Here is a 19,323-nt window from a genome sequence, read left to right as displayed (position 1 = left end):
GTCCTGCTTAGGCGAATCGGTGATCCGGTTATCTACTTTCCTGTACCAGCCATCGAACTCTCCGTGTCTCCGGTTTCCCGGTATGAAACTCCCTCCGCCGGAGGAAATTTGGAATAAGGGGCCTGACCGGATGTACGGCTGTGTACCGACCGCGCCCGGCGGATAGAAAAACTCCGGCTGCGGGCGCGTTGGCATATGGAAGTATGGGATTGCCTTCGGTGGCGGAAGGTCTTACTCTTTGTTGTTGAGTTCGCGCAGGCGAATCGCGGTGATGACTTTTTTCGTGTAAAGAGGGAAGTCGCCGTTCATCATCCATGCATAGTAACTCGGTTCGGTTCGGAATACCTCGGCTACCGGGCGTCCCTTGTGCTTGCCGAAGCTGAACACTTCGACCCCTTTCTCGTCGAAGACGATTCTGCCCGCGTAGTCGGCGCACTTGCCGCGCGACGAGAATTCGGCCAGATAATCCACCTCGTTTTTCAGCTCGGGGTAACGGTCCAGCTGCGCGAGCAGCACTTCGTAGGTGGCCAGCGTGTCGGCTTCGGCCGAGTGGGCCTCGTCGAGCTCTTTCCCGCAATAGAATTTGTAAGCGGCCACGAGCGTGCGCTGCTCCATCTTGTGGAAGATATTCTGCACGTCGATGAAACGGCTTTTGTGCAGGTCTACGTCGAGTCCGGCACGCAGAAACTCTTCGACGAGTACCGGAATGTCGAATTTGTTCGAGTTGTAGCCTCCGAAGTCGCATCCTTCGATGTAAGCCCACAGCGATTTGGCGATCTCGCGGAAAGTGGGGCAGTCGGCGACATCCTTGTCGTAGATGTGGTGGACGGCCGAGGCGGCCTCCGGAATGTGCATCTGCGGGTTGATCCGGCGCGTCTTGACTTCCTTGCTGCCGTCGGGCATTACTTTGACGAGCGATATTTCGACGATGCGGTCTTTGCACGGATCGACGCCGGTGGTTTCCAGATCGAGAAAGACGATCGGATTTTTCAGGTTCAGTTTCATTCGTTTTTCTATTGCGGGTCGCCCCGTTGGATTCAAGCCGGAGACCGACGACACCCGGCCCGGTGCCGAAAGGCTGGGCCCGAAGCTTTGCCTTTTGCTGCCGGCTTTCCTGTTTCGTTCCGTTCGACGGCCCGGCACCGGAATTCGTCCGGTCCGGCGGTTACGGTCGGACGTGCAGTCGCGCCGGCGCTTTTCGGGAATCCTCGGCTACCGGGCGGAAGTCCCGGCAAAAGCGCTGCGGTCCGCTGCCTGCGACGGGTCTTGGACGGACTTTATGCGTTGATCATCATCGGCATGAGCAGCATCAGCGTCTCGGTGTCCGGAGCCTCGTCGTAGACGGGCTTGAACACGCCGGCGCGCGTCGAGTCGGCCAGCTCGACCGATACGTTCTGCGTCTCGATGTTCGAGAGTATCTCGACAAGGAAGGTCGACCGGAAGCCGATCTCGATCGCCTCGCCCTCGTAGTCGCACGTGAGCGACTCCTGAGCCGACACCGAGAAATCGAGGTCCTGAGCGGTCAGGTTGATCGTATTGGGCTCGATCTCGAACTTGATCAGGTTCGTGGCCTGATTCGAGCAGACGGCCACGCGGCGGATACCGTTCAGGAGCTCCGTGCGGTCCACGAGCACCTTGTTCGGGTTGTTGGCCGGAATCACGGCGTTGTAATTGGGATAGTTGCCCTCGATCAGCCGGCAGACGAGCGTATGGTTTTTCAGGTGGAAGACGACGTTTTTGTCGTCGAATTCCATCCGGATGTCGGCGTCTTCCTTCCCCAGTACGCCCCGGAGCAGGTTAGCCGGCTTTTTGGGCAGGATGAAAGAGGCGGTCGTACCGGTTTCGACCGAGGCGGCGTACTTGACCAGCTTGTGGGCGTCGGTCGCCACGAAGGTGATCGCCTGCGGTTCGATGTTGACGTACACGCCGTTCATCACCGGGCGGAGCTCGTCGTCGGCCGTCGCGAAAATCGTTTTGTTGATGCCCGTAAGCAGCAGGTTCGTGTCGACGGAGATTTCCTGTTTCGTCTCTTCGTCGAGCGCGGGCTGCGTCGGGTAGCTCAGTCCGGAAGTGCCGGGAATGGCCAGCTTGCCCGTTTTCCAGCTGATCTGGATTTCCCACGTCGACTCGTTGGCCTCGATCGTCAGCGGTTGCTCCGAGAACTCTTTCAGCGAATCGATCATCAGTTTGACCGGAGCGGCGATCACGCCTTCCTGCTCCATGCTGTCGACTTTCAGCGTGCCGATCATCGTGGTCTCGAGGTCCGAAGCGGTGATCTTCAGCACGCCGTCCTTGAGCTCGAACAGGAAGTTGTCGAGAATGGGCAGCGTGTTCTTGTTGCTGACCACCTTGTTGGAGGTCTGCAGCACGTTCAGCAGTGCGGTGGAGGATACGACGAATTTCATATGTTATGCGCTTTAATGGTTTGACAATGAATGTGTCGGGAACGCGGTTCCGGCCGGTCGCGCGAAACCGCGCTTTCCTCCGGCGAACGGAGAGTCGCCGAACGGAAATCCAACTTCAAAGATAGTCCAAATTTTCAGATTCCGGCCAACTTTTCCAAGCACGTTGCTATCATCTTATCAACAAACGGCCGATAGTCGGTGTCGGATTCGAGCGCGACCCGTTGGGCGATCACCGTGCAGATCGTGACGGCATCGTGCCCCATCAGACGAGAGAGTCCGGCCAGCGCGGAGCCTTCCATCTCGAAATTCGTGAAGCGGTGGCCGCCGTACTCGAACGACTCGATTTTCTCGTTCAGGCGCCTGTCGGCCGGCGCCAGCCTCAGGTAGCGTCCTTGCGGGGCATAGAATCCCGGCGCCGAGGCGGTCATGCCCTCGACGGTATCCGGCGCGAACAGCTCGGCGAGATAGTCCGAGCAACGGACGAAATAGGGGGTGGCGAGCCGCGAGTTCCAACCGGTATGTTCGACGAACGCCCGTTCCATTTCCCGGTCGCAGACCGCTTCGCTTCCCTCGTAGAAGTTCAGCAGGCCGTCCAGCCCGACCGATATGCGCGAGAGAATCCGGTCGCCCAGCTGCAGCTCGGGCCGGATCGCGCCGCAGGTCCCCAGCCGGACCAGCGTGAGCCGGGTTTTCTCCTCTTTTTCCGTGCGGGTCCTCAGGTCGATGTTCACGAGCGCGTCGAGCTCGTTGACGACGATGTCGATGTTGTCGGTTCCGATGCCTGTCGACAGCACGGTCATGCGCTTGCCCGCATAATATCCGGTGGCGGTCACGAATTCGCGGTTCGCTGCCCGGTGCTCGATTCGGTCGAACCGGGAGGCGACCTGCTCGACCCGTCCGGGGTCTCCGACCAGTATGACGGTCCGAGCCAGCTGCTCGGGGCGCAGGTGCAGATGAAAGACCGAACCGTCGGAGTTGACGATCAGTTCGGAAGGGGCTATCATTCTTGTCATGTTTTTTATGGTGTTTCGGACCGGTTCCGGATCGTTCCGGCCGGCCGGTTGTCGTTGTTTTCTCGATCCGCCGTTTCCGTGCGGGTCCGGACGACGGACCGGCTTCGTCGCTGCGGTTCTGCGTGCGGTGTCGTTTCCTTTTTCGGATCGGTTTCCCGTGCTCGGGCATCGGAACGACCGCTTTGCGCGTGCGGGTTCCCTCCGCCTTGGCTCGCTGTCGCTTTCGTGCGGCCGGGCTTCCCAAGGCGTATCAAAGATAAGCTAAGAACCGGTAACAAGCAAGGAACGGGCCGGGAAATCGTTTCCCGAATCCGCACCGGCGGCCCGCAGGAAAAGCCGGGACGACATCCGGCCTGTCGTGCGTAGGTTTTCGGGGGACGGAGGGCCGCTTGGCTCTTTGCCGGACCTCTTCGGCGGAGACGCTTCCGGCCGGCGTGCCGGCGATATGCGTTCCGGAACTGTCAACCGGGAGCCGGAAATTGTCAGGGCGATGCGGCTGGCGTTCGTGCCGGGTCGGCGTGCCGGATCGTCTCGATATGGATTTCGTTGCAGCCTTGGATATGCCTCTTTCGGCGGGGGCGCTTTCCTCGTTTGCGGGTCCTGTCGAAACGGTCGGAAGCGACCTTTCCCGGGACGATTTCTCGACGGATTCGCCGGCGCTTCTCCTCGTGTCCCGGTCGGCATTCGGCGGGATGCCGCGCCCTGCCGATTGGGTCGGCGGAGCGGCGGCGACCGGTTGCTCCGAGCGTGTCGGTGGGCATTCCGGGGCCCGGCGGTGCGGTTCCGGTTCTTATGGCCTGCGGTCGTGATACGGTGCGGACCGGATGCTGTGCGGTATTTATTTTCTTTATTCGTTTTGTCGATGTATAGGTTTGTGTAATAAGTGGCCGTTATTCGTCCGAAACCGTTTTCTTTGTAAAAATTATTTAAGTAGGGAGAAAGCATGACACTGATAAAATCCATTTCGGGTATCCGGGGTACGATCGGCGGAGCGCCCGGCGAAAATCTGACGCCGCTCGACCTGGTCAAGTTCACGTCGGCTTACGGCCGGTGGTTGCGGGAGAACAACGGGGCGGGCCGGCGCCTGCGGGTCGTCGTCGGACGCGACGCTCGCCTGTCGGGCGAGATGGCCGCCTCGATCGTGACGGGTACGCTGTGCGGCTGCGGGATCGACGTGATCGATATCGGGCTGGCCACGACGCCGACGGTCGAGATGGCCGTGACGGGCAAAGGAGCCGACGGAGGGATCATTCTGACGGCCAGCCACAATCCCGGGCAGTGGAATGCGCTGAAGCTGCTCGGATCGCGCGGCGAGTTCCTCAGCGACGCCGAGGGCAAACGGGTGTTGGCTATTGCGGCGGACGACGCCTACGATTACCCCGGGGTGGACGCGCTGGGGCATGTCGTCTTTCGCGGCAGTTACGACCGCGAGCATATCGACCGCGTGCTGGCCCTGCCGCTGGTCGACCGTGAGGCGGTTCGTCGGGCCGGGTTCCGCGTCGTCGTCGATGCGGTCAACTCGGTGGGAGGAGTCGTGATGCCCGTACTGCTCCGGGAACTGGGGTGCGAGGTGGTCGAGATGAACTGCACGCCCGACGGGAGGTTCGCCCATACGCCCGAGCCGATCCCCGAGAACCTGACCGATATCGCGGCACGGGTCCCCTCCGAGCGAGCCGATTTGGGCGTGGTGGTCGATCCGGACGTGGACCGGCTGGCTTTGGTCTGCGAGGACGGTACGATGTTCGGCGAGGAGTATACGCTTGTCGCGGTGGCCGATTACGTGCTCTCTCATACGAAAGGGCCGGCCGTGTCGAACCTGAGCTCGTCCCGCGCGCTGCGCGACGTGGCTGAGCGTCACGGCTGCCCGTATTGTGCGGCGGCGGTGGGCGAGGTGAACGTCGTGGCGAAGATGCGCGAGGTCGGAGCCGTAATCGGAGGCGAGGGTAACGGAGGGGTGATCTATCCGGAACTTCACTACGGCCGCGATGCGCTGGTCGGCGTAGCGCTGTTTCTGACTCATCTGGCCCGGACGGGACTGAGCGCCTCGGCGCTGCGGGCCACGTATCCCCCGTACTTTATTTCCAAGAACAAGATCGAGCTGACGCCCGATATCGACGTGGACGGCGTGCTGTCCGCGATCAAGGCCAAGTACGCCGGCGAGCGCGTGACCGACATCGACGGCGTGAAGATCGACTTTCCGGCCGAGTGGGTTCATTTGCGTAAGTCCAACACCGAGCCGATCATCCGCATTTACAGCGAAAGCCGCGACGAGGCTTCGGCCGAGGCGCTCGCGCGCCGGATCATGGCCGATATCCGCGAGGCGACCGGACGATAGCCGGATAAATAGGGCGCGCACGATCCGGGCGGACAGGTTCGGAGAGGATTGACCGGAATTTAATCGGACGGCCGGTCCGGGCGGGGGAGTCCGGGAGCGACGGGCGGCCCGGTTCTTTGCACCGGCAGTGTGGTACGAGCCTATTCCGGACCGTTATTGTACTGTTTCCCGTGCGGGGATGCTCGGTATCGGCCGGCGTTTTTTATCGGCGCGTCTTGTGTCTCATACTCGCCGGTTCTCCCGGGCGGATGCCGCTGTCCGCAGGTAGACGCAGTCGGCTTCGCGACTGCTGTCGCGTGTGCCGGACGGCAGGCGATGGGGCCGGGACGGCCGGTTTCGCCCGGAGCTTGGTTTTGTTCGGCGATATCGTAACTTCATACCTAATACTTTTGCCGCATGATCACCGATTTCCGACTCAGGGTATTCCGAACGGCTGCCGAGAAGCTGAGCTTCACGCGCGCCGCCTCCGAGCTTTTCATTACGCAGCCCGCCGTTACGAAGCACGTCGGCGAGCTGGAAAGGCAGCTCGGCGTGGCGCTGTTTCTGCGCCGGGGAGGAACGATTTCTCTGACTCCGGAAGGCGAACGGCTGCTGGGCTATGCCCGCCGGATCCTGTCGCTTTACGGAGAGCTGAACGAGGCTTTTGCGCCGGACGGAGCCGTGCCCGGCGGAGAGATAGCCCTCGGCGCGAGTACGACGCTGTCGCAGTACGTGCTCCCTGCCGTATTGTCGCGTTTCAGGAAACGCTATGCCGACATCCGCGTGACCGTGGCCGACGGTAACACGGAGCGGATCGAGCGTCTGGTCGCCGACGAGCGGATCGATGTCGGCCTGATCGAGGGACAGGCCGCCCGTCCTTCGCTTCGCTACGAGACTTTCATGCAGGACGAGCTGGTGCTCGTGACTTCCGCCGGCAATCGCGCGCTGGGCCGCGACGGGATGTGCGCGGCCGATCTGACCTCGGTTCCGCTCGTAATCCGCGAGACGGGCTCGGGCACGCTCGATGTCGTCGAGCGCGCTTTGGCGGCCAAGGGCCTTTCGCTGCGGTCGCTGAACATCGAAATGCAGCTCGGCAGCACCGAGAGCATCAAGCATTATCTGTACGACTCCGGAGCGGCGGCCTTTCTCTCCGTGCAGGCCATTCGGGAAGAGCTGCGTCATGGATTGCTGCGCGTAATCGGTCTGTCCGACTTGTCCGTTACGCGCTGTTTCAGCTTCGTTTCCCTGCGCGGCCGCCGCAGTCGTCTGGTCGATTTGTTCGAGCGCTTCTGCGTCCTTCATACCCGTTCGGGAAACTGACGCCCCGTTCGTGTCGGGCATGGGATTCAGACAAGGCTTTTGCCGGCGATCTCGGAAGCATGTCCGGCAAGATTCTGCCGGAACCGTAACCGTGTCCGTTCGGGAAACGTGTCGGAGACCGCAGGTGTCCTTGTCTTCGGTTGCCGCCCGTGACAAATATGTAAAATTGCCGCCGCTGCGCGAAGATCGTCCGCTGTGCGGATGCCGGGATCGGTTTGGTCCGAGCGGCATGGCGACCCGGCAGGATCTTGCGCCGGAAACGGCGGGCGGCGGCTTCTTTTTGCCGGAACCGCTTGTGTTTCACCCGTCGGTTCGTTATCTTTATCGCCTGACCAAAACCGAATCTGTTATGGAAAAAGTAAAACGATACATCGACGAGCATCGGGAGCGTTTCGTCGAAGAGCTTTTCTCGCTGCTGCGCATCCCGTCGATCAGCGCCGACAGCGCGCATCGGGGCGATATGGTCCGTTGCGCCGAGCATCTGCGCGACGCGCTTCTTTCCGCCGGCGCCGACCGCGCCGAGGTGATGCCGACCGACGGCAATCCGATCGTTTACGGCGAGAAGATCGTCGATTCGGCTGCGCCGACCGTGCTCGTGTACGGTCATTACGACGTGATGCCGGTCGATCCGCTCGACGAGTGGAAGACCGATCCGTTCGAGCCGGTTTTGCGCGACGGACGTATCTGGGGGCGCGGGGCCGACGACGACAAGGGACAGTCGTTCATGCACGTCAAAGCGCTGGAGGCGATGATTTCGGCCGGCGAGCTGCCGTGCAACGTCAAGTTCATGATCGAGGGAGAGGAAGAGATCGGCTCGGCGAGCATTACGACATGGTGCGCCCGGCACAAGGAGCTCCTTCGTTCCGATGTGATTCTCGTTTCGGACACCAGCATGCTCGGCTGGGACGTGCCGTCGATCACCTGCGGTCTGCGGGGCTTGTGCTATGTGCAGGTGACCGTTACGGGACCCGACCGCGATCTGCATTCGGGTCTGTACGGCGGAGCGGTGGCCGATCCGGCCGTCGTGCTCTCGAAGATGATCGCGTCGTTGACCGATGCCGACGGCCGCGTGACCGTCCCCGGATTCTACGACCGGGTGCGGGAGCTCTCGCCGGCGGAGCGGACGGATTTCGGCCGGGCTCCGTTCTGCGAGGCCGCTTTTTGCAAGAGCATCGGCGTGCGGGAAACGGCGGGCGAGAAGGGGTACTCGACCATGGAGCGCATCGGCGTGCGGCCGTCGCTTGACGTAAACGGCATTTGGGGCGGATATACCGGCGAAGGCGCCAAGACGATCATTCCGTCGAAGGCTCACGCGAAAATTTCGATGCGCCTGGTACCCGATCAGGACTATCGCGAGATCGGCCGTCTGTTCGCCGAGCATTTCCGTTCGATCGCTCCCCGCAGCGTCCGTGTCGACGTAGAGGTGCTGCACGGGGGCTTTCCGTACGTGTGTCCGACCGATCTGCCCGCCTATCGCGCCGCTGCCCGGGCCGTCGAGCGGACGTTCGGCCGGAAGCCTCTGCCGTACTATTCGGGCGGCAGCATCCCGATCATCAGCACGTTCGAGAAGGAGCTGGGCGTCAAGTCGGTTCTGCTCGGATTCGGGCTCGACCGCGACGCGATCCACTCGCCGAACGAGAGCTACGGACTTGAGAACTTCCTGCGCGGCATCGAGACGATCGTCTGGTTCTACCGCGAGTTCGCGGCAGGCAGGTGAACGCTGTCGCGCCGGTTTACAAGTCTGGTCATGAAGTTTTGTGAATAAGTTTCGGTCGATCTTTTTCCCGATTTTTCTGTTCGCAGGGATACGGATATGTGATAAATTATTAAAGTGTGGCTAAATAAAAAGCTATGTTTTGTTGTGAGGGTAAATTCTATTTGGTATATTTATTCCATGCTCTTATCCCGATCTCGTTAGGCGGTTGCCGGAACGATGGATTTATTCTATCGGAGCGAGAGGAGCGACCGGGATGGCGCATGGATGCGATCGAATGATTCATTGACACTTTTTGTAGTGAGGCGAATAGCAGCGATGCCATTGATTGCGAACCCCCGTTGTATAGCTTTCATGAAAGGCGCGTTGGTTGGGGGAAAGAAACGGGCTATTGTCCGATGTTCGATTGCCGATGGTCAATCCATCCCGAAATAATACGGACAAAGGGATATGGATTTGTTTGGGTGTCGGGAGCGGGAAATGCCATGAAGTTTAACGAGAAGATGCAAGAAACATAAGAGAGGAGGACCATGCCGGAAATCGGACAGACGGACGTCCTGCCTGAAAACGAGATCGAATATCATTGGTCCGGTTAAAATCTTTTTTATGAAAAGTGTGCGAATCGTGTTAGTGCTGGTTCTTGCTGTCATGCTTGGAGGATGCTCGGGGCAGTCAGGCAGCGATTGTTCAAGTCGGGAGCAAACTTTGGCGGAATTCGCGTTCTGTCCTCAGGCGCTCGACAAGTGTATCTACTTTGAAATGGATGCGACGGCCGTAGATGCGGCAGAACCCGACTTGGTCGTATGGATTGTTAGCAGGGAGAGTCAGATATCCGATTCGGCCGGTTGGGAAAGACTCGGCTCGGTATGCACTCCCGAGAAGCTGCTCGACCTGTATGAAAATAAGGCGGCCGGTTGCGGCGCTAAGGGATTTCAGATGAATATCGATGCCGCCGACGAGCAGGGATGTCGGCAAGTTTTTCTTCGGGTGTCCGCTGAATAATCTCGAAGGGAAAGTGCCGGAAGTGGATTCGCCTGTCGGAATCATGTTGCGATGCCCGGTTTAGCCGGATCGATCTTTCTGCGGAAGGTTTCTGTTCATCGTTGGAGCGTCGATCGTCGCCGAACGTATGGCGGCTGCGGACGATGCGCTCCAAGCGGTCGGTCCGCAAATCGGGATGCCGGTGTCGGTCGCATGCGTATCGAAAAACGGAATACGATCATTCTGGAGGCAGCCGCCGTCGTCACGACGGCGGCTGCTATCGTTCGGACGGAACAGACGGAACAGACCGTTTGAAGTCGGAGAGAATCTTTCCGATGCTTATTTCTCCGGTTGGCCGCTTTCTTTATTTCTGTTTTTAGTAAGTTCATTCGAATATCGAATAGCTGTCGTAGACGATTCGATATTCGGGTTTGGAGATGGGGTTACTGTCGGATCGACGGGTTCGGGAAAACCGGAAAACGCGTAGAGTCGGCAGTGAAAATGTGTCTTAGTCGTCCTGTCGCTCTGTCTCGGATTGGATTTTATGATAAGGCAAGTCGGAAAAACGGGCGTTAGAACCGGTTCGAGGATTGCTCGAAAAAACGGTGAAGTTCCGAATACGAAACCGACAAGTTGATTCATTAGATTGCGGGGGCGGATGCCCGTTCCTATGGAGACTCGGGTCGCGATGTTGGCCGGGCCTAACAACCGATCATCGCACGATGTCAGGGTAATTCGTTTGCCATGGCAGATTTCTGTAATGAAAAACTCGGATGATTTTCCCGGCGGTCCCGATCGGGAAAATTCTCTTTCACATGCGGCAAAGATCAGACTTTCGGTAACTGACACGCGAGTGTAGGGCGTTTAAAAGACACGCTGGCCCGAAATTACTCGGGCCAGCGTATGGTTGCGGATTCAGGAGTGTCTATTACTCGAACAGCGCCTCGACCTTCTCTGCGACTTCTTTGGGGTCGGGGTCGATATCGAACACGTGCGACGGCTTCAGGAAAAACAGCTCCTTGCCTTCCATGAAACGCTTCTCTCCGCCTCCGGTCACGTTCAGCATGACGTATTCCTCGGGAGCGATCCTTCCGTCGCGGACGGATTGGATCAGCGTAGCCAGCGCTACGGCCGGAGCCGAGTAGATGTCGACGCCTTCCAGTTCGGCGAACAGCTTTTTGGCCGCACGGGCTTCGTCGTTCGTCGCGACGAGTATGTCTCCGCCCGTGTCGAGCAGCGCGTCGAACAGGCCGCCCTTGATTCCGTAGGGGGGCTTGCGGTTCGAGAGTACCTTCGCGTCGATTTCCTCGACGTCGAGCCGGGCCTGATCGTCGTCGTAAGGGAGCATTTCGCGCGAGCGCGCTTTCCATGCGTCGTACATCGGAACGAAGGGCGCATTCTGGGATACCATGAGCTTCATCTTGTGATTGCCGAACCGCCCGTCCTCAATCAGCCTCAGGTTGGCTTCCCATGCGGCGATCGCGCCCGTGCCGCTGCCGACGGCCTGAAAGTAATAGTCCGGAATGCGCCCGATGTGCGTGACGGCCGACAGCACGGTCGTCGCCATTCCGTCGCGTCGCGCGACGTTCTTGGCGCCTCCCTCGGCGAAGAATTTGTCCGACTGCAGCGCCATGTCGCTCAGCTTGATCGCGTCGTAATAGTCGGCTCCGTGCCGGGGCGAGATCAGCTTGACGCAGTCGTCGAGCGGAGCCTCGAACCACAGCGCGTCGATATTTTCCTCGGGTACGCTGAGCAGCAGCGGAATATGGTTGTCCGAGCACACCTTGGCGAACGCGCGGGCCGTGTTTCCGGCCGACGCCACGACGAGTACCTTGTCCTTGTGTTTGCCGTTCAGCCGGCCGCAGACCGAGTAGGCCTCCGTCTCTTTGAACGAGCAGGTCGTCATGCGCGCCCCGATTTCGGGAAAATATCCGTTGAAAGTGATATACAGGTTCTTGAGTCCCAAATGCTCGGCGAGCTTGCGGCTGCGGTAGGTGACCGGAGCGCACGATCCGCTGAGCGTCCGTTTGACCGGCAGCCAGTCGGCAAAGCGGTAGATGCCGTGTTCCTCGCCTTTGGGGCGTATCTGTTTCGACTCGTAGACGGCCCGGATCAGCGAGGGGACGTGGCTCTGCTTATCTTCGAGCGTCCAGCCTTCGTCGTCGAAGACGCGCTCCGTAGCGATGTTTTTCAGCTTGTACCGTGTGGCGTTGAAATCTTTCATTGGTTCGGTTCGTGTAGCCGGCGGTCCGTTCCGGGTTGTCCGGGGACCTCCTTACTCATGCAAAAGTAGGACAATTTTCGCTCGCTGACAATACGAAAGGCTCCGTATCGGGCTCGCAACGACCGTTCGGAGCGTAAAATACGACTTTATACTTATCGCCCTTCCGGATCGTTCCCGCTTCCTTTCCTCGTTTGCGGAACGGTTGTTGCCGCAGACGAAATTTAAAGTTCGCGCTACCTCGTTTTCGCCTTAAAAAGCGTATCTTGCGAACGATCAATTCCACGGCAGCAGACCATGAAAACACCGAAGACCCTGGATCGCGACCTGAGCTGGATCTATTTCAATCATCGAATTTTGCAGGAGGCGCAGCGCGCGAACGTGCCGCTCTTGGAGCGGCTGTCGTTTCTGGGCATTTACAGCAACAATCTGGACGAGTTCTTTCGCGTGCGCGTCTCAACGATGAAACGCGTCGCCGAGTACGAGAGCGGCCGCAGTCCCGGCGCACGCAGGGAGCTGCGCGAGATCAACCGGCTGATCCATGCCTATTCCGAGGAGTTCGAGCAGACGTTCGCCGGCATTCTGGCCGAGCTGGAGAAAGAGCGTATCGCGCTGCTGGACGAAAGCCGCCTTTCCGACGCTCAGGCCGCCTATGTCCGCGCGGTCTATCGCAACGAGCTGGACAGCGCGACTTATCCGCTGATCCTGACACGGGGAGCGCAGTTCGGCGAGCTGACCGACTCGGGCGTTTACCTGGCCGTCCGTTTGCTGAGGCGTACGCGTACGGGACGCGTGGCCCGGGATTATGCGCTGATCGAGTTGCCGGTCAAGGATTTCGGCCGGTTTCTCGTGCTGCCTTCGAACGACGGGAGAACCTGTCTGATCTTTCTCGACGACGTCGTGCGGTTCTGTCTGCCGTTCATTTTCGCCGGTCTCGGCTACGAGTCGTTCGAGGCTTATGCCGTGAAGTTCACGCGCGATGCCGAGATGGAACTCCGCGGCGATGCCGGCGAGGGCCTCGTCGAGAAGGTGGCCCGGGGCGTGAAAAGCCGCAAGCGGGGCGAACCCGTGCGTTTTGTCTACGACCGGCGGATGCCCGACGAGATGCTGCGATATTTCAAGCGCAGGTTCGGCATCGATCGGTACGATATCTGCGTCGGCGGTTCGCGTTACCACAACATGAAAGACCTGATGCGCTTCCCCGACGTCGGACGCGGAGACCTGCGCTTCGAACCGTGGCCGCCTGCGCCGGTCCCCGACTTCGATACGGCCGACAGTACGCTCGACCGGGTGCGGCGGGGCGACGTGCTGTTCCACTATCCCTATCAGAGCTTCTCGAACTATCTGCGTCTGCTGCGCGAGGCGGCCCTGAGCCGCGACGTGCGTACGATCCGGACGACCGTCTACCGACTGGCCAGAAACTCCAAAGTCGTCAAGGCGCTGATCTGCGCCGCGCGGCACGGCAAGCAGGTGACCGCCGTCGTCGAGTTGATGGCGCGTTTCGACGAGGCGTCGAACATCGACTGGGCGAAGAAGATGCAGGAAGCCGGCATTCGGGTGATTTTCGGCGTCGAGGGACTCAAGGTGCACGCCAAGCTGACGCACATCGGATCGTCGAGGGGCGACATCGCCTGCGTGAGCACGGGCAACTTCCACGAAGGCAACGCCCGAACCTATACCGACGTCGCGCTGCTGACGGCCGACCGGCGGCTGACGCGCGAGGTCGAGCGCGTGTTCGAGTTCATCCGCCAGCCGGCCCGGCCGTTCGCCTTCGACCATCTGGTCGTATCGCCTCGGGACATGCGCCGTAAGCTCAATGCGCTGATCGCCGACGAGGTGCGCCGCGCCCGGCAGGGCGAGGAAGCCTATATTCTGGCGAAAGTGAACCATATTACCGACGCGAAGCTGATCCGTCGACTCTATGCCGCCGCCGCCGTTGGCGTCCGGCTGCGCCTGCTGGTGCGCGGCAACTGCTCGATCGTGGCTTCTGCGCACGATCGCGGGCGGATCGAAATACGCGGCATCATCGACCGTTACCTGGAGCATTCGCGCATTCTGATCTTCGGTCACGGCGGCGACGAGCGGATCTATATCGGTTCGGCCGACTGGATGACGCGCAATCTGGATAACCGCGTCGAGGCGTATGCGCCGGTTTACGACGAAGCGGTCCGCCGGGAGCTGCGCCGGATCGTGGACGAAGGATTGGCCGACAACGTGGCCGCGCGGGTGGTCGACGGCACGGGCGACAACCTGCTTTACGACGACGGGCGGCCTCCCCGGCGCTCGCAGCAGCGACTTTACGAGCATTACCGTGCCGAATCCGGAGAAAAATAGCTATCTTGTCTTCTCTGATTGCATAGACATGTTGAATAAGAAACTCAATTTCGCCGCGATCGACATCGGGTCGAACGCCGTGCGATTCCTGATCAAGAGCGTCGCGGAGGGCGAGCCTCCCTCGGCGATGACCAAAACGGTCCTGATCCGCATTCCGCTGCGGTTGGGCGAGGACTCGTTCCGCCGGGGCGTCATCACGACCTTCAAGGAGAAACAGCTCATGCGCACGGTCAAGGCGTTCCGTCTGCTGATGAAAGTATACGGGGTGACGGCCTACCGGGCTTGCGCGACCTCGGCCATGCGCGACGCGTCGAACGGTGAGCGAATCGCCCGTAAGATTCACAACAAGACCGGCATCCGCCTCGAGATCATCGACGGACAACAGGAGGCCCGTATTGTGTACGACAGTCATGTGGCCGATCTGCTCGACCGGGAGGGTACGTATCTCTATGTCGACGTCGGCGGCGGCAGTACCGAAATCAGCCTGATCGCCGACGGAAAGCTCGTCGATTCGCATTCTTTCGACATCGGCACGGTCCGTCAGCTGACCGGCACGGTCCGTCCCGACGACTGGCAGGCGCTCGACCGCGAACTGAAAGTGTGGGCCGGTCGCTACGGGAACTTGCAGATCATCGGCTCGGGCGGAAACATCAACAAACTGTACCGCATGGCCCGCGCCTCGCATGACAACCGTCTGGAGATCGGGCGGCTTCGCGCCTTGTACGACGAACTGAAGGACAAGACCGTCGAGCAGCGCATGGAACAATATTCGCTCAACGGCGACCGGGCCGACGTGATCGTTCCCGCTGCCGAGATTTTCCTGCGGATCGCGTCCGTGACCGGCGATCGCCCGATCATCGTGCCTACGATCGGCATCATCGACGGTATCGTGCACAGCCTTTACGTGCGGCATCTGGAGCAGGAGGCGCAGGACTTGTAACACGGGGCGGAAGGAACGGGCGAGCGGGTTTCCGCCTGCATGTTTGCGTCGCGGACGGTGTCTCGGCGGAGCGATCGGCTTTCGGGGCTTTCCCGTACGCTGTGGCCGGCAATCGTTTGCCGGGCTGAGGTCGCGGATACCGGCGAAAAGAGACTTTCGGACTTCTTTTGTTGGGCTTCCCTCGTGTTTACGGTCGGCTTGAGGCTTTTTGCTTCAAAATTGTGCTCGCCGGTTTTCGATGCGCACTTTTCGGAGCATTTTCCGGTTGCCTGCCGCCTGCCCGATCTTCTCTCCCGGACATCAGGTTACCCGCTTATTTAGGCGGCGTTATCGGACGGTACAATGGAACTTTGCGGCGAGGAAGCGGACGCCGGGGAGTGTCGGTACGATGCTCGTCCGTGCCCGAGGCGTTACGGTCCGCGTTATGCGCTTCGTCGGCCCGTTCTGGCAGAGCCGCTTGGGGCTGCGGGCGGAACGGGCGCGGACGGTTGCGGAACAATATTTGAAATACCGTGTGGCGAACGGTATCGAAAACATCGATTCTATGCGTCGCTTCTTATTTTGGATTCTTTTGTCGGCGCTGCCGGCGGGTCCGCTAACGGCACAGAGCATGAAACCGCTTACACAGGAAGAAAAAAGGGTGATCGTCGACAAGGGCACCGAGCGGCCCTTCTCCGGCAAGTATTACGACCACAATGAGCCGGGCGTCTACCGCTGCCGGCAGTGCGGCGAGCCGCTTTACCGCTCTGCGGACAAGTTCGATTCGGGCTGCGGCTGGCCCAGTTTCGATGACGAGATCGAGGGAGCGGTCCGGCGCGTTCCCGACGCCGACGGACGCCGGACCGAGATCGTCTGCGCGAAATGCGGAGGACATTTGGGCCATGTGTTCGCCGGCGAGGGATTCACGCCCAAGAATGTCCGCCATTGCGTCAACTCCGTTTCGCTCGATTTCGAGAGGACGGCCGGCGAAGAGCGCGCCGCGACCGATACGGCCGTTTTCGCAGGAGGCTGCTTTTGGGGCGTCGAACATCTGATGCAGCGGGCTCCGGGCGTTCTGTCGGTCGAGTCGGGCTATACCGGCGGCCGGACCGAACGTCCTACCTACGAGCAGGTTTGCAGTCACGAGACCGGCCATGCCGAAGCCGTCCGCGTCGTGTTCGATCCGTCGAAAACGTCGTACGAGGCGTTGACGAAACTTTTTCTGGAGATTCACGATCCGACGCAGGTCGATCGTCAGGGCCCCGACATAGGCGACCAGTACCGCTCCGAGATATTCTATCGGACGCCGGAACAGAAAGCGGTCGCCGAGCGGCTGCTCGATACGTTGCGCGCCAAGGGTTACCGCATCGCGACGAGGGTTACCCCGGCCGGAACGTTCTGGCCCGCCGAGGCCTATCATCAGGACTATTACGAGCGCAAGGGCACGCAGCCTTATTGTCACGGCTATACGAAGCGTTTCTGACGGGTATTCTCCCCTTCGCGCCGATCCGGACGTTTTTGTCCGGACCTTTCCCGTTTCGCGTTGTTCCCGGAAAGGCAGGCATGTCCCGGAGAATTCATCCGTTGGCGAGACCGGAACGCCGCGCGCCTCGTGTCAGGTGGCATTTTTTTTGCGCTGGCATCGCGGAAAAATTACGTATGAAGCAGTGGCAGGTCCGGCTGCAGAAGAGCCGGAGTTACAAATGGTGGGTACTCGCCGTGATCATGGTGGGTACGTTCATGGCGGTGCTTGACGTGACGGTCGTCAACGTAGGACTTCCCACGATCATGAATGTCTTTCACATCGGCCTTTCGACGGCCGAGTGGGTCGTCACGGCCTATATGATTACGATGACGATCATGTTGCCTACGGCCGGCTGGCTGGCCGACCGCTACGGCAACAAGCGGATATACGTGCTCGGCATGATTCTGTTTACGTTCGGATCGTGGTGTTGCGGCCGGGCCACCGTCGACGAGTTCCTGATTTTTTCCCGGGCATTGCAAGGGGTGGGCAGCGGCATTATCCAGTCGCTGGGACTGGCCATCGTTTCGCGCGAATTTCCCGCCAAGCAGCTCAGCACGGCGCTCGGTCTGTGGGCGGTCGCTGCTGCGGCGTCCATCTCCTTCGGACCTCTGGTGGGCGGTTTTCTGGTGGACGATTACAGTTGGCATCTGATTTTCGATGTGAACGTGCCGATCGGCATACTGGGCATTGCCGCCTCGCTGCTGATTCAGAAAGAGTGGAGGAATCCCGACATAGGCCGGTTCGACTGGATCGGCTTCGTGAGCGTCGCTCTTTTCATGCCGTTGGTCATCTACGGGCTGGCCCGGGGCAATGCGTCGGGCAACCCGCACGGCTGGACGGCCTGGGACGTGGCCGGCTCGTTCGCCGTGGCGGCCGTCGCGCTGGCCGTGTTCATCGTCCGCGAGCTGCGGACGGACCATCCGCTGCTCGACATCCGCCTGTTGGGCGACCGTCATTTCGGCGTCTCGATGCTCGTGTTGATTATCTTCGGCATCGGCATGTTCGGCGGCACTTATCTGCTGCCGCTTTACATGCAGAACGGGCTGGGCTATACGGCGCTGATGGCAGGTATGGTTTTCCTGCCGGTAGGACTGATTCAGGGAGTTCTGTCGACCGCTTCGGGCATTCTTACTCGCTATGTCGGCGCGCTGCCGCTCGTGTTCGCCGGCATCGCCGTGATGGCGCTGAGCTTTTTTCTAGCCAGCCGGTTTACGGTTCGCACGCCCCATTCCGCTATCATGGCCGTCGTCTATCTGCGGGGATTCGGCATGGGGCTGACCTTCGCGCCGCTGAACGCTTTCTCGCTTCGGAACCTGAATCAGAACCAGATGGCTGCTGCAGCGGGCATATCTAACAGTATCAAGCAGTTGGTCGGAAGTATCAGCATCGCGCTGCTCACGGCGGTCATGACCTCGCGCATCGCCTACCATACGGCCCGCGATGCGGGCGACCGGACCGAAGCCTACGTTTCGGGAGTGACCGACGATTTTACGATCGTCGTGATGCTGACGCTTGCCTCGGCGCTTCCTTTTCTGCTCCTGCTGCGCAGACGTCATAAAGGAACGGATTCGGGTTCCGGGCTGTTTTGACGGATATCCGCCCGCGCCGTTGCGGAAAATTTCCCGCTCTCAGCGGGGAAGAAGGTCTTCGGAATCGGTCGAACAAGGTGTTCGGGAATAGGTTGGATATTCGGAAATAATTCTTATCTTTCGCTCGATGTCTAAAATCTTTACCGTTATGAAACGAAGCTTGCTCGGTCTGTCGTTGCTGCTCTTTTCGCTGATGTCGTTCTTTCCCGCCGAGGCCAAGAAGCCGGTGACGGATCCCCGTCAGGCGGCGATCGTCGAGAAAATGCTGGATAGCAGGGATTACTGGATAGCGGTCTCGAGCGTCTATCCGCTCAAGCAGAGGAGTTTTACCGTCAGCGGCTATACGATTCATGTCTGCGGGGATACGCTGCAGACGGTTCTTCCCTATGTCGGTCAAAGCTACCGGGCTCCGTTGGGAGCCGACGAGGGCATGAGCTTCAACGATGCGCCGATTACCAACTACCGAGTGAAAAAAATGAAGCGGGGCAATTGGGTGATTACCTTTTCCGCCCGGACGAGTACCGAGTCGTGCTCGTTCACGTTCCGCATCGAACCGAACGGCCTGACGAGCGTTTCCCTCGTTCCCGAGAGCTGCGAGAGCATCACTTACAAAGGCGCTCTATCTGCCCGAAACGCAGCGGGTTTCTGATAGCGAGGGGATTTCCGGGGTGCGGCATCGTCTTTGTCGCTCGGCCGCACGCCGGGTCATACCGTCGGTTTGGAGCCGCATTTCCCGTTTCGCTTGCTTGCCGGCGAGCGAATCGTTCCGTTTTCCGGTTATGTGCTTTGCTGTACCGGCCCTCGAGTTCTCGGTGTTTCCGAGCATGAAATCCCCTCCGGCGGCAGAGGCTAATCGGACGGTGCCCGGTTGATGGTAGTTAACCGAGACAGGGCGGATATAAAAACTCCGGTTGCGAATGCGCTTGGTACGTTGAGGCATCGTATCATTGCCTTCCCCTTTTTCGAGCCGTTTTTGTCGCATATCGTC

General features: G+C 60.0%; 13 protein-coding genes. 9 read left to right on the top strand and 4 right to left on the bottom strand.

Features of this window, described 5'->3' with window-relative positions:
• Positions 1 to 231 precede the first annotated feature (231 nt).
• From NQ491_RS03480 to NQ491_RS03470, 3 genes are all read right to left on the bottom strand, one after another.
• Complete coding sequence (locus tag NQ491_RS03480; RefSeq protein WP_019244707.1) at positions 232 to 1,005, bottom strand: 3'-5' exonuclease; 774 nt, start codon at positions 1,003 to 1,005, stop codon at positions 232 to 234.
• 272 nt (positions 1,006 to 1,277) lie between these two features.
• On the bottom strand, positions 1,278 to 2,405 hold the full coding sequence (gene dnaN, locus NQ491_RS03475) for a DNA polymerase III subunit beta (protein ID WP_019244708.1): 1,128 nt from the start codon (positions 2,403 to 2,405) through the stop codon (positions 1,278 to 1,280).
• Between the two features lie 134 nt (positions 2,406 to 2,539).
• Entirely contained in the window at positions 2,540 to 3,418 is an 879-nt protein-coding gene (locus tag NQ491_RS03470) for a nucleoside phosphorylase (RefSeq protein WP_034282445.1), read from the bottom strand.
• 943 nt (positions 3,419 to 4,361) lie between these two features.
• On the opposite strand from NQ491_RS03470, the gene glmM reads away from it, so the two are divergent.
• The 4 genes from glmM (at position 4,362) to NQ491_RS03450 (ending at position 9,768) form a co-directional block, all read left to right on the top strand.
• Positions 4,362 to 5,753 carry a phosphoglucosamine mutase gene (gene glmM, locus NQ491_RS03465; protein WP_019244711.1) on the top strand — a complete coding sequence of 464 codons (1,392 nt, stop codon included), beginning with the start codon at positions 4,362 to 4,364 and terminating at the stop codon, positions 5,751 to 5,753.
• Between the two features lie 396 nt (positions 5,754 to 6,149).
• Entirely contained in the window at positions 6,150 to 7,052 is a 903-nt protein-coding gene (locus NQ491_RS03460; protein ID WP_019244712.1) for a LysR family transcriptional regulator, read from the top strand.
• A gap of 349 nt (positions 7,053 to 7,401) precedes the next feature.
• On the top strand, positions 7,402 to 8,769 hold the full coding sequence (locus NQ491_RS03455; protein WP_019244713.1) for a dipeptidase: 1,368 nt from the start codon (positions 7,402 to 7,404) through the stop codon (positions 8,767 to 8,769).
• A gap of 603 nt (positions 8,770 to 9,372) precedes the next feature.
• Positions 9,373 to 9,768 carry a hypothetical protein gene (locus NQ491_RS03450; RefSeq protein WP_019244714.1) on the top strand — a complete coding sequence of 132 codons (396 nt, stop codon included), beginning with the start codon at positions 9,373 to 9,375 and terminating at the stop codon, positions 9,766 to 9,768.
• Positions 9,769 to 10,675: 907 nt separating this feature from the next.
• Here the strand turns inward: NQ491_RS03450 and NQ491_RS03445 are convergent.
• The gene (locus NQ491_RS03445) at positions 10,676 to 11,971 is read right to left on the bottom strand and encodes a cysteate synthase (RefSeq protein ID WP_019244716.1); all 1,296 of its coding nucleotides are present in this window, start codon (positions 11,969 to 11,971) and stop codon (positions 10,676 to 10,678) included.
• A 294-nt stretch (positions 11,972 to 12,265) separates the two neighbouring features.
• Between NQ491_RS03445 and NQ491_RS03440 the strand changes: the two genes are divergently transcribed.
• The 5 genes from NQ491_RS03440 to NQ491_RS03420 all read left to right on the top strand — a co-directional run bounded on the left by NQ491_RS03440 (position 12,266) and on the right by NQ491_RS03420 (position 18,984).
• Positions 12,266 to 14,302, top strand: coding sequence for an RNA degradosome polyphosphate kinase (locus NQ491_RS03440; RefSeq protein ID WP_019244717.1), 2,037 nt, complete (start codon positions 12,266 to 12,268; stop codon positions 14,300 to 14,302).
• A 28-nt stretch (positions 14,303 to 14,330) separates the two neighbouring features.
• On the top strand, positions 14,331 to 15,242 hold the full coding sequence (locus NQ491_RS03435) for a Ppx/GppA phosphatase family protein (protein ID WP_019244718.1): 912 nt from the start codon (positions 14,331 to 14,333) through the stop codon (positions 15,240 to 15,242).
• Between the two features lie 610 nt (positions 15,243 to 15,852).
• Entirely contained in the window at positions 15,853 to 16,704 is an 852-nt protein-coding gene (locus NQ491_RS03430) for a bifunctional methionine sulfoxide reductase B/A protein (protein ID WP_034282480.1), read from the top strand.
• 176 nt (positions 16,705 to 16,880) lie between these two features.
• Positions 16,881 to 18,335 (top strand): DHA2 family efflux MFS transporter permease subunit, encoded by a 1,455-nt coding sequence (locus NQ491_RS03425; RefSeq protein WP_019244720.1) that lies wholly within the window; start codon positions 16,881 to 16,883, stop codon positions 18,333 to 18,335.
• A gap of 148 nt (positions 18,336 to 18,483) precedes the next feature.
• Positions 18,484 to 18,984, top strand: coding sequence for a DUF4251 domain-containing protein (locus tag NQ491_RS03420; protein WP_157365645.1), 501 nt, complete (start codon positions 18,484 to 18,486; stop codon positions 18,982 to 18,984).
• Positions 18,985 to 19,323 lie beyond the last annotated feature (339 nt).

It is taken from the genome of Alistipes ihumii AP11, from assembly GCF_025144665.1.
Classification (GTDB): Bacteria; Bacteroidota; Bacteroidia; order Bacteroidales; family Rikenellaceae; genus Alistipes_A; species Alistipes_A ihumii.
This window is presented reverse-complemented; position numbering and strand designations above follow the sequence as displayed.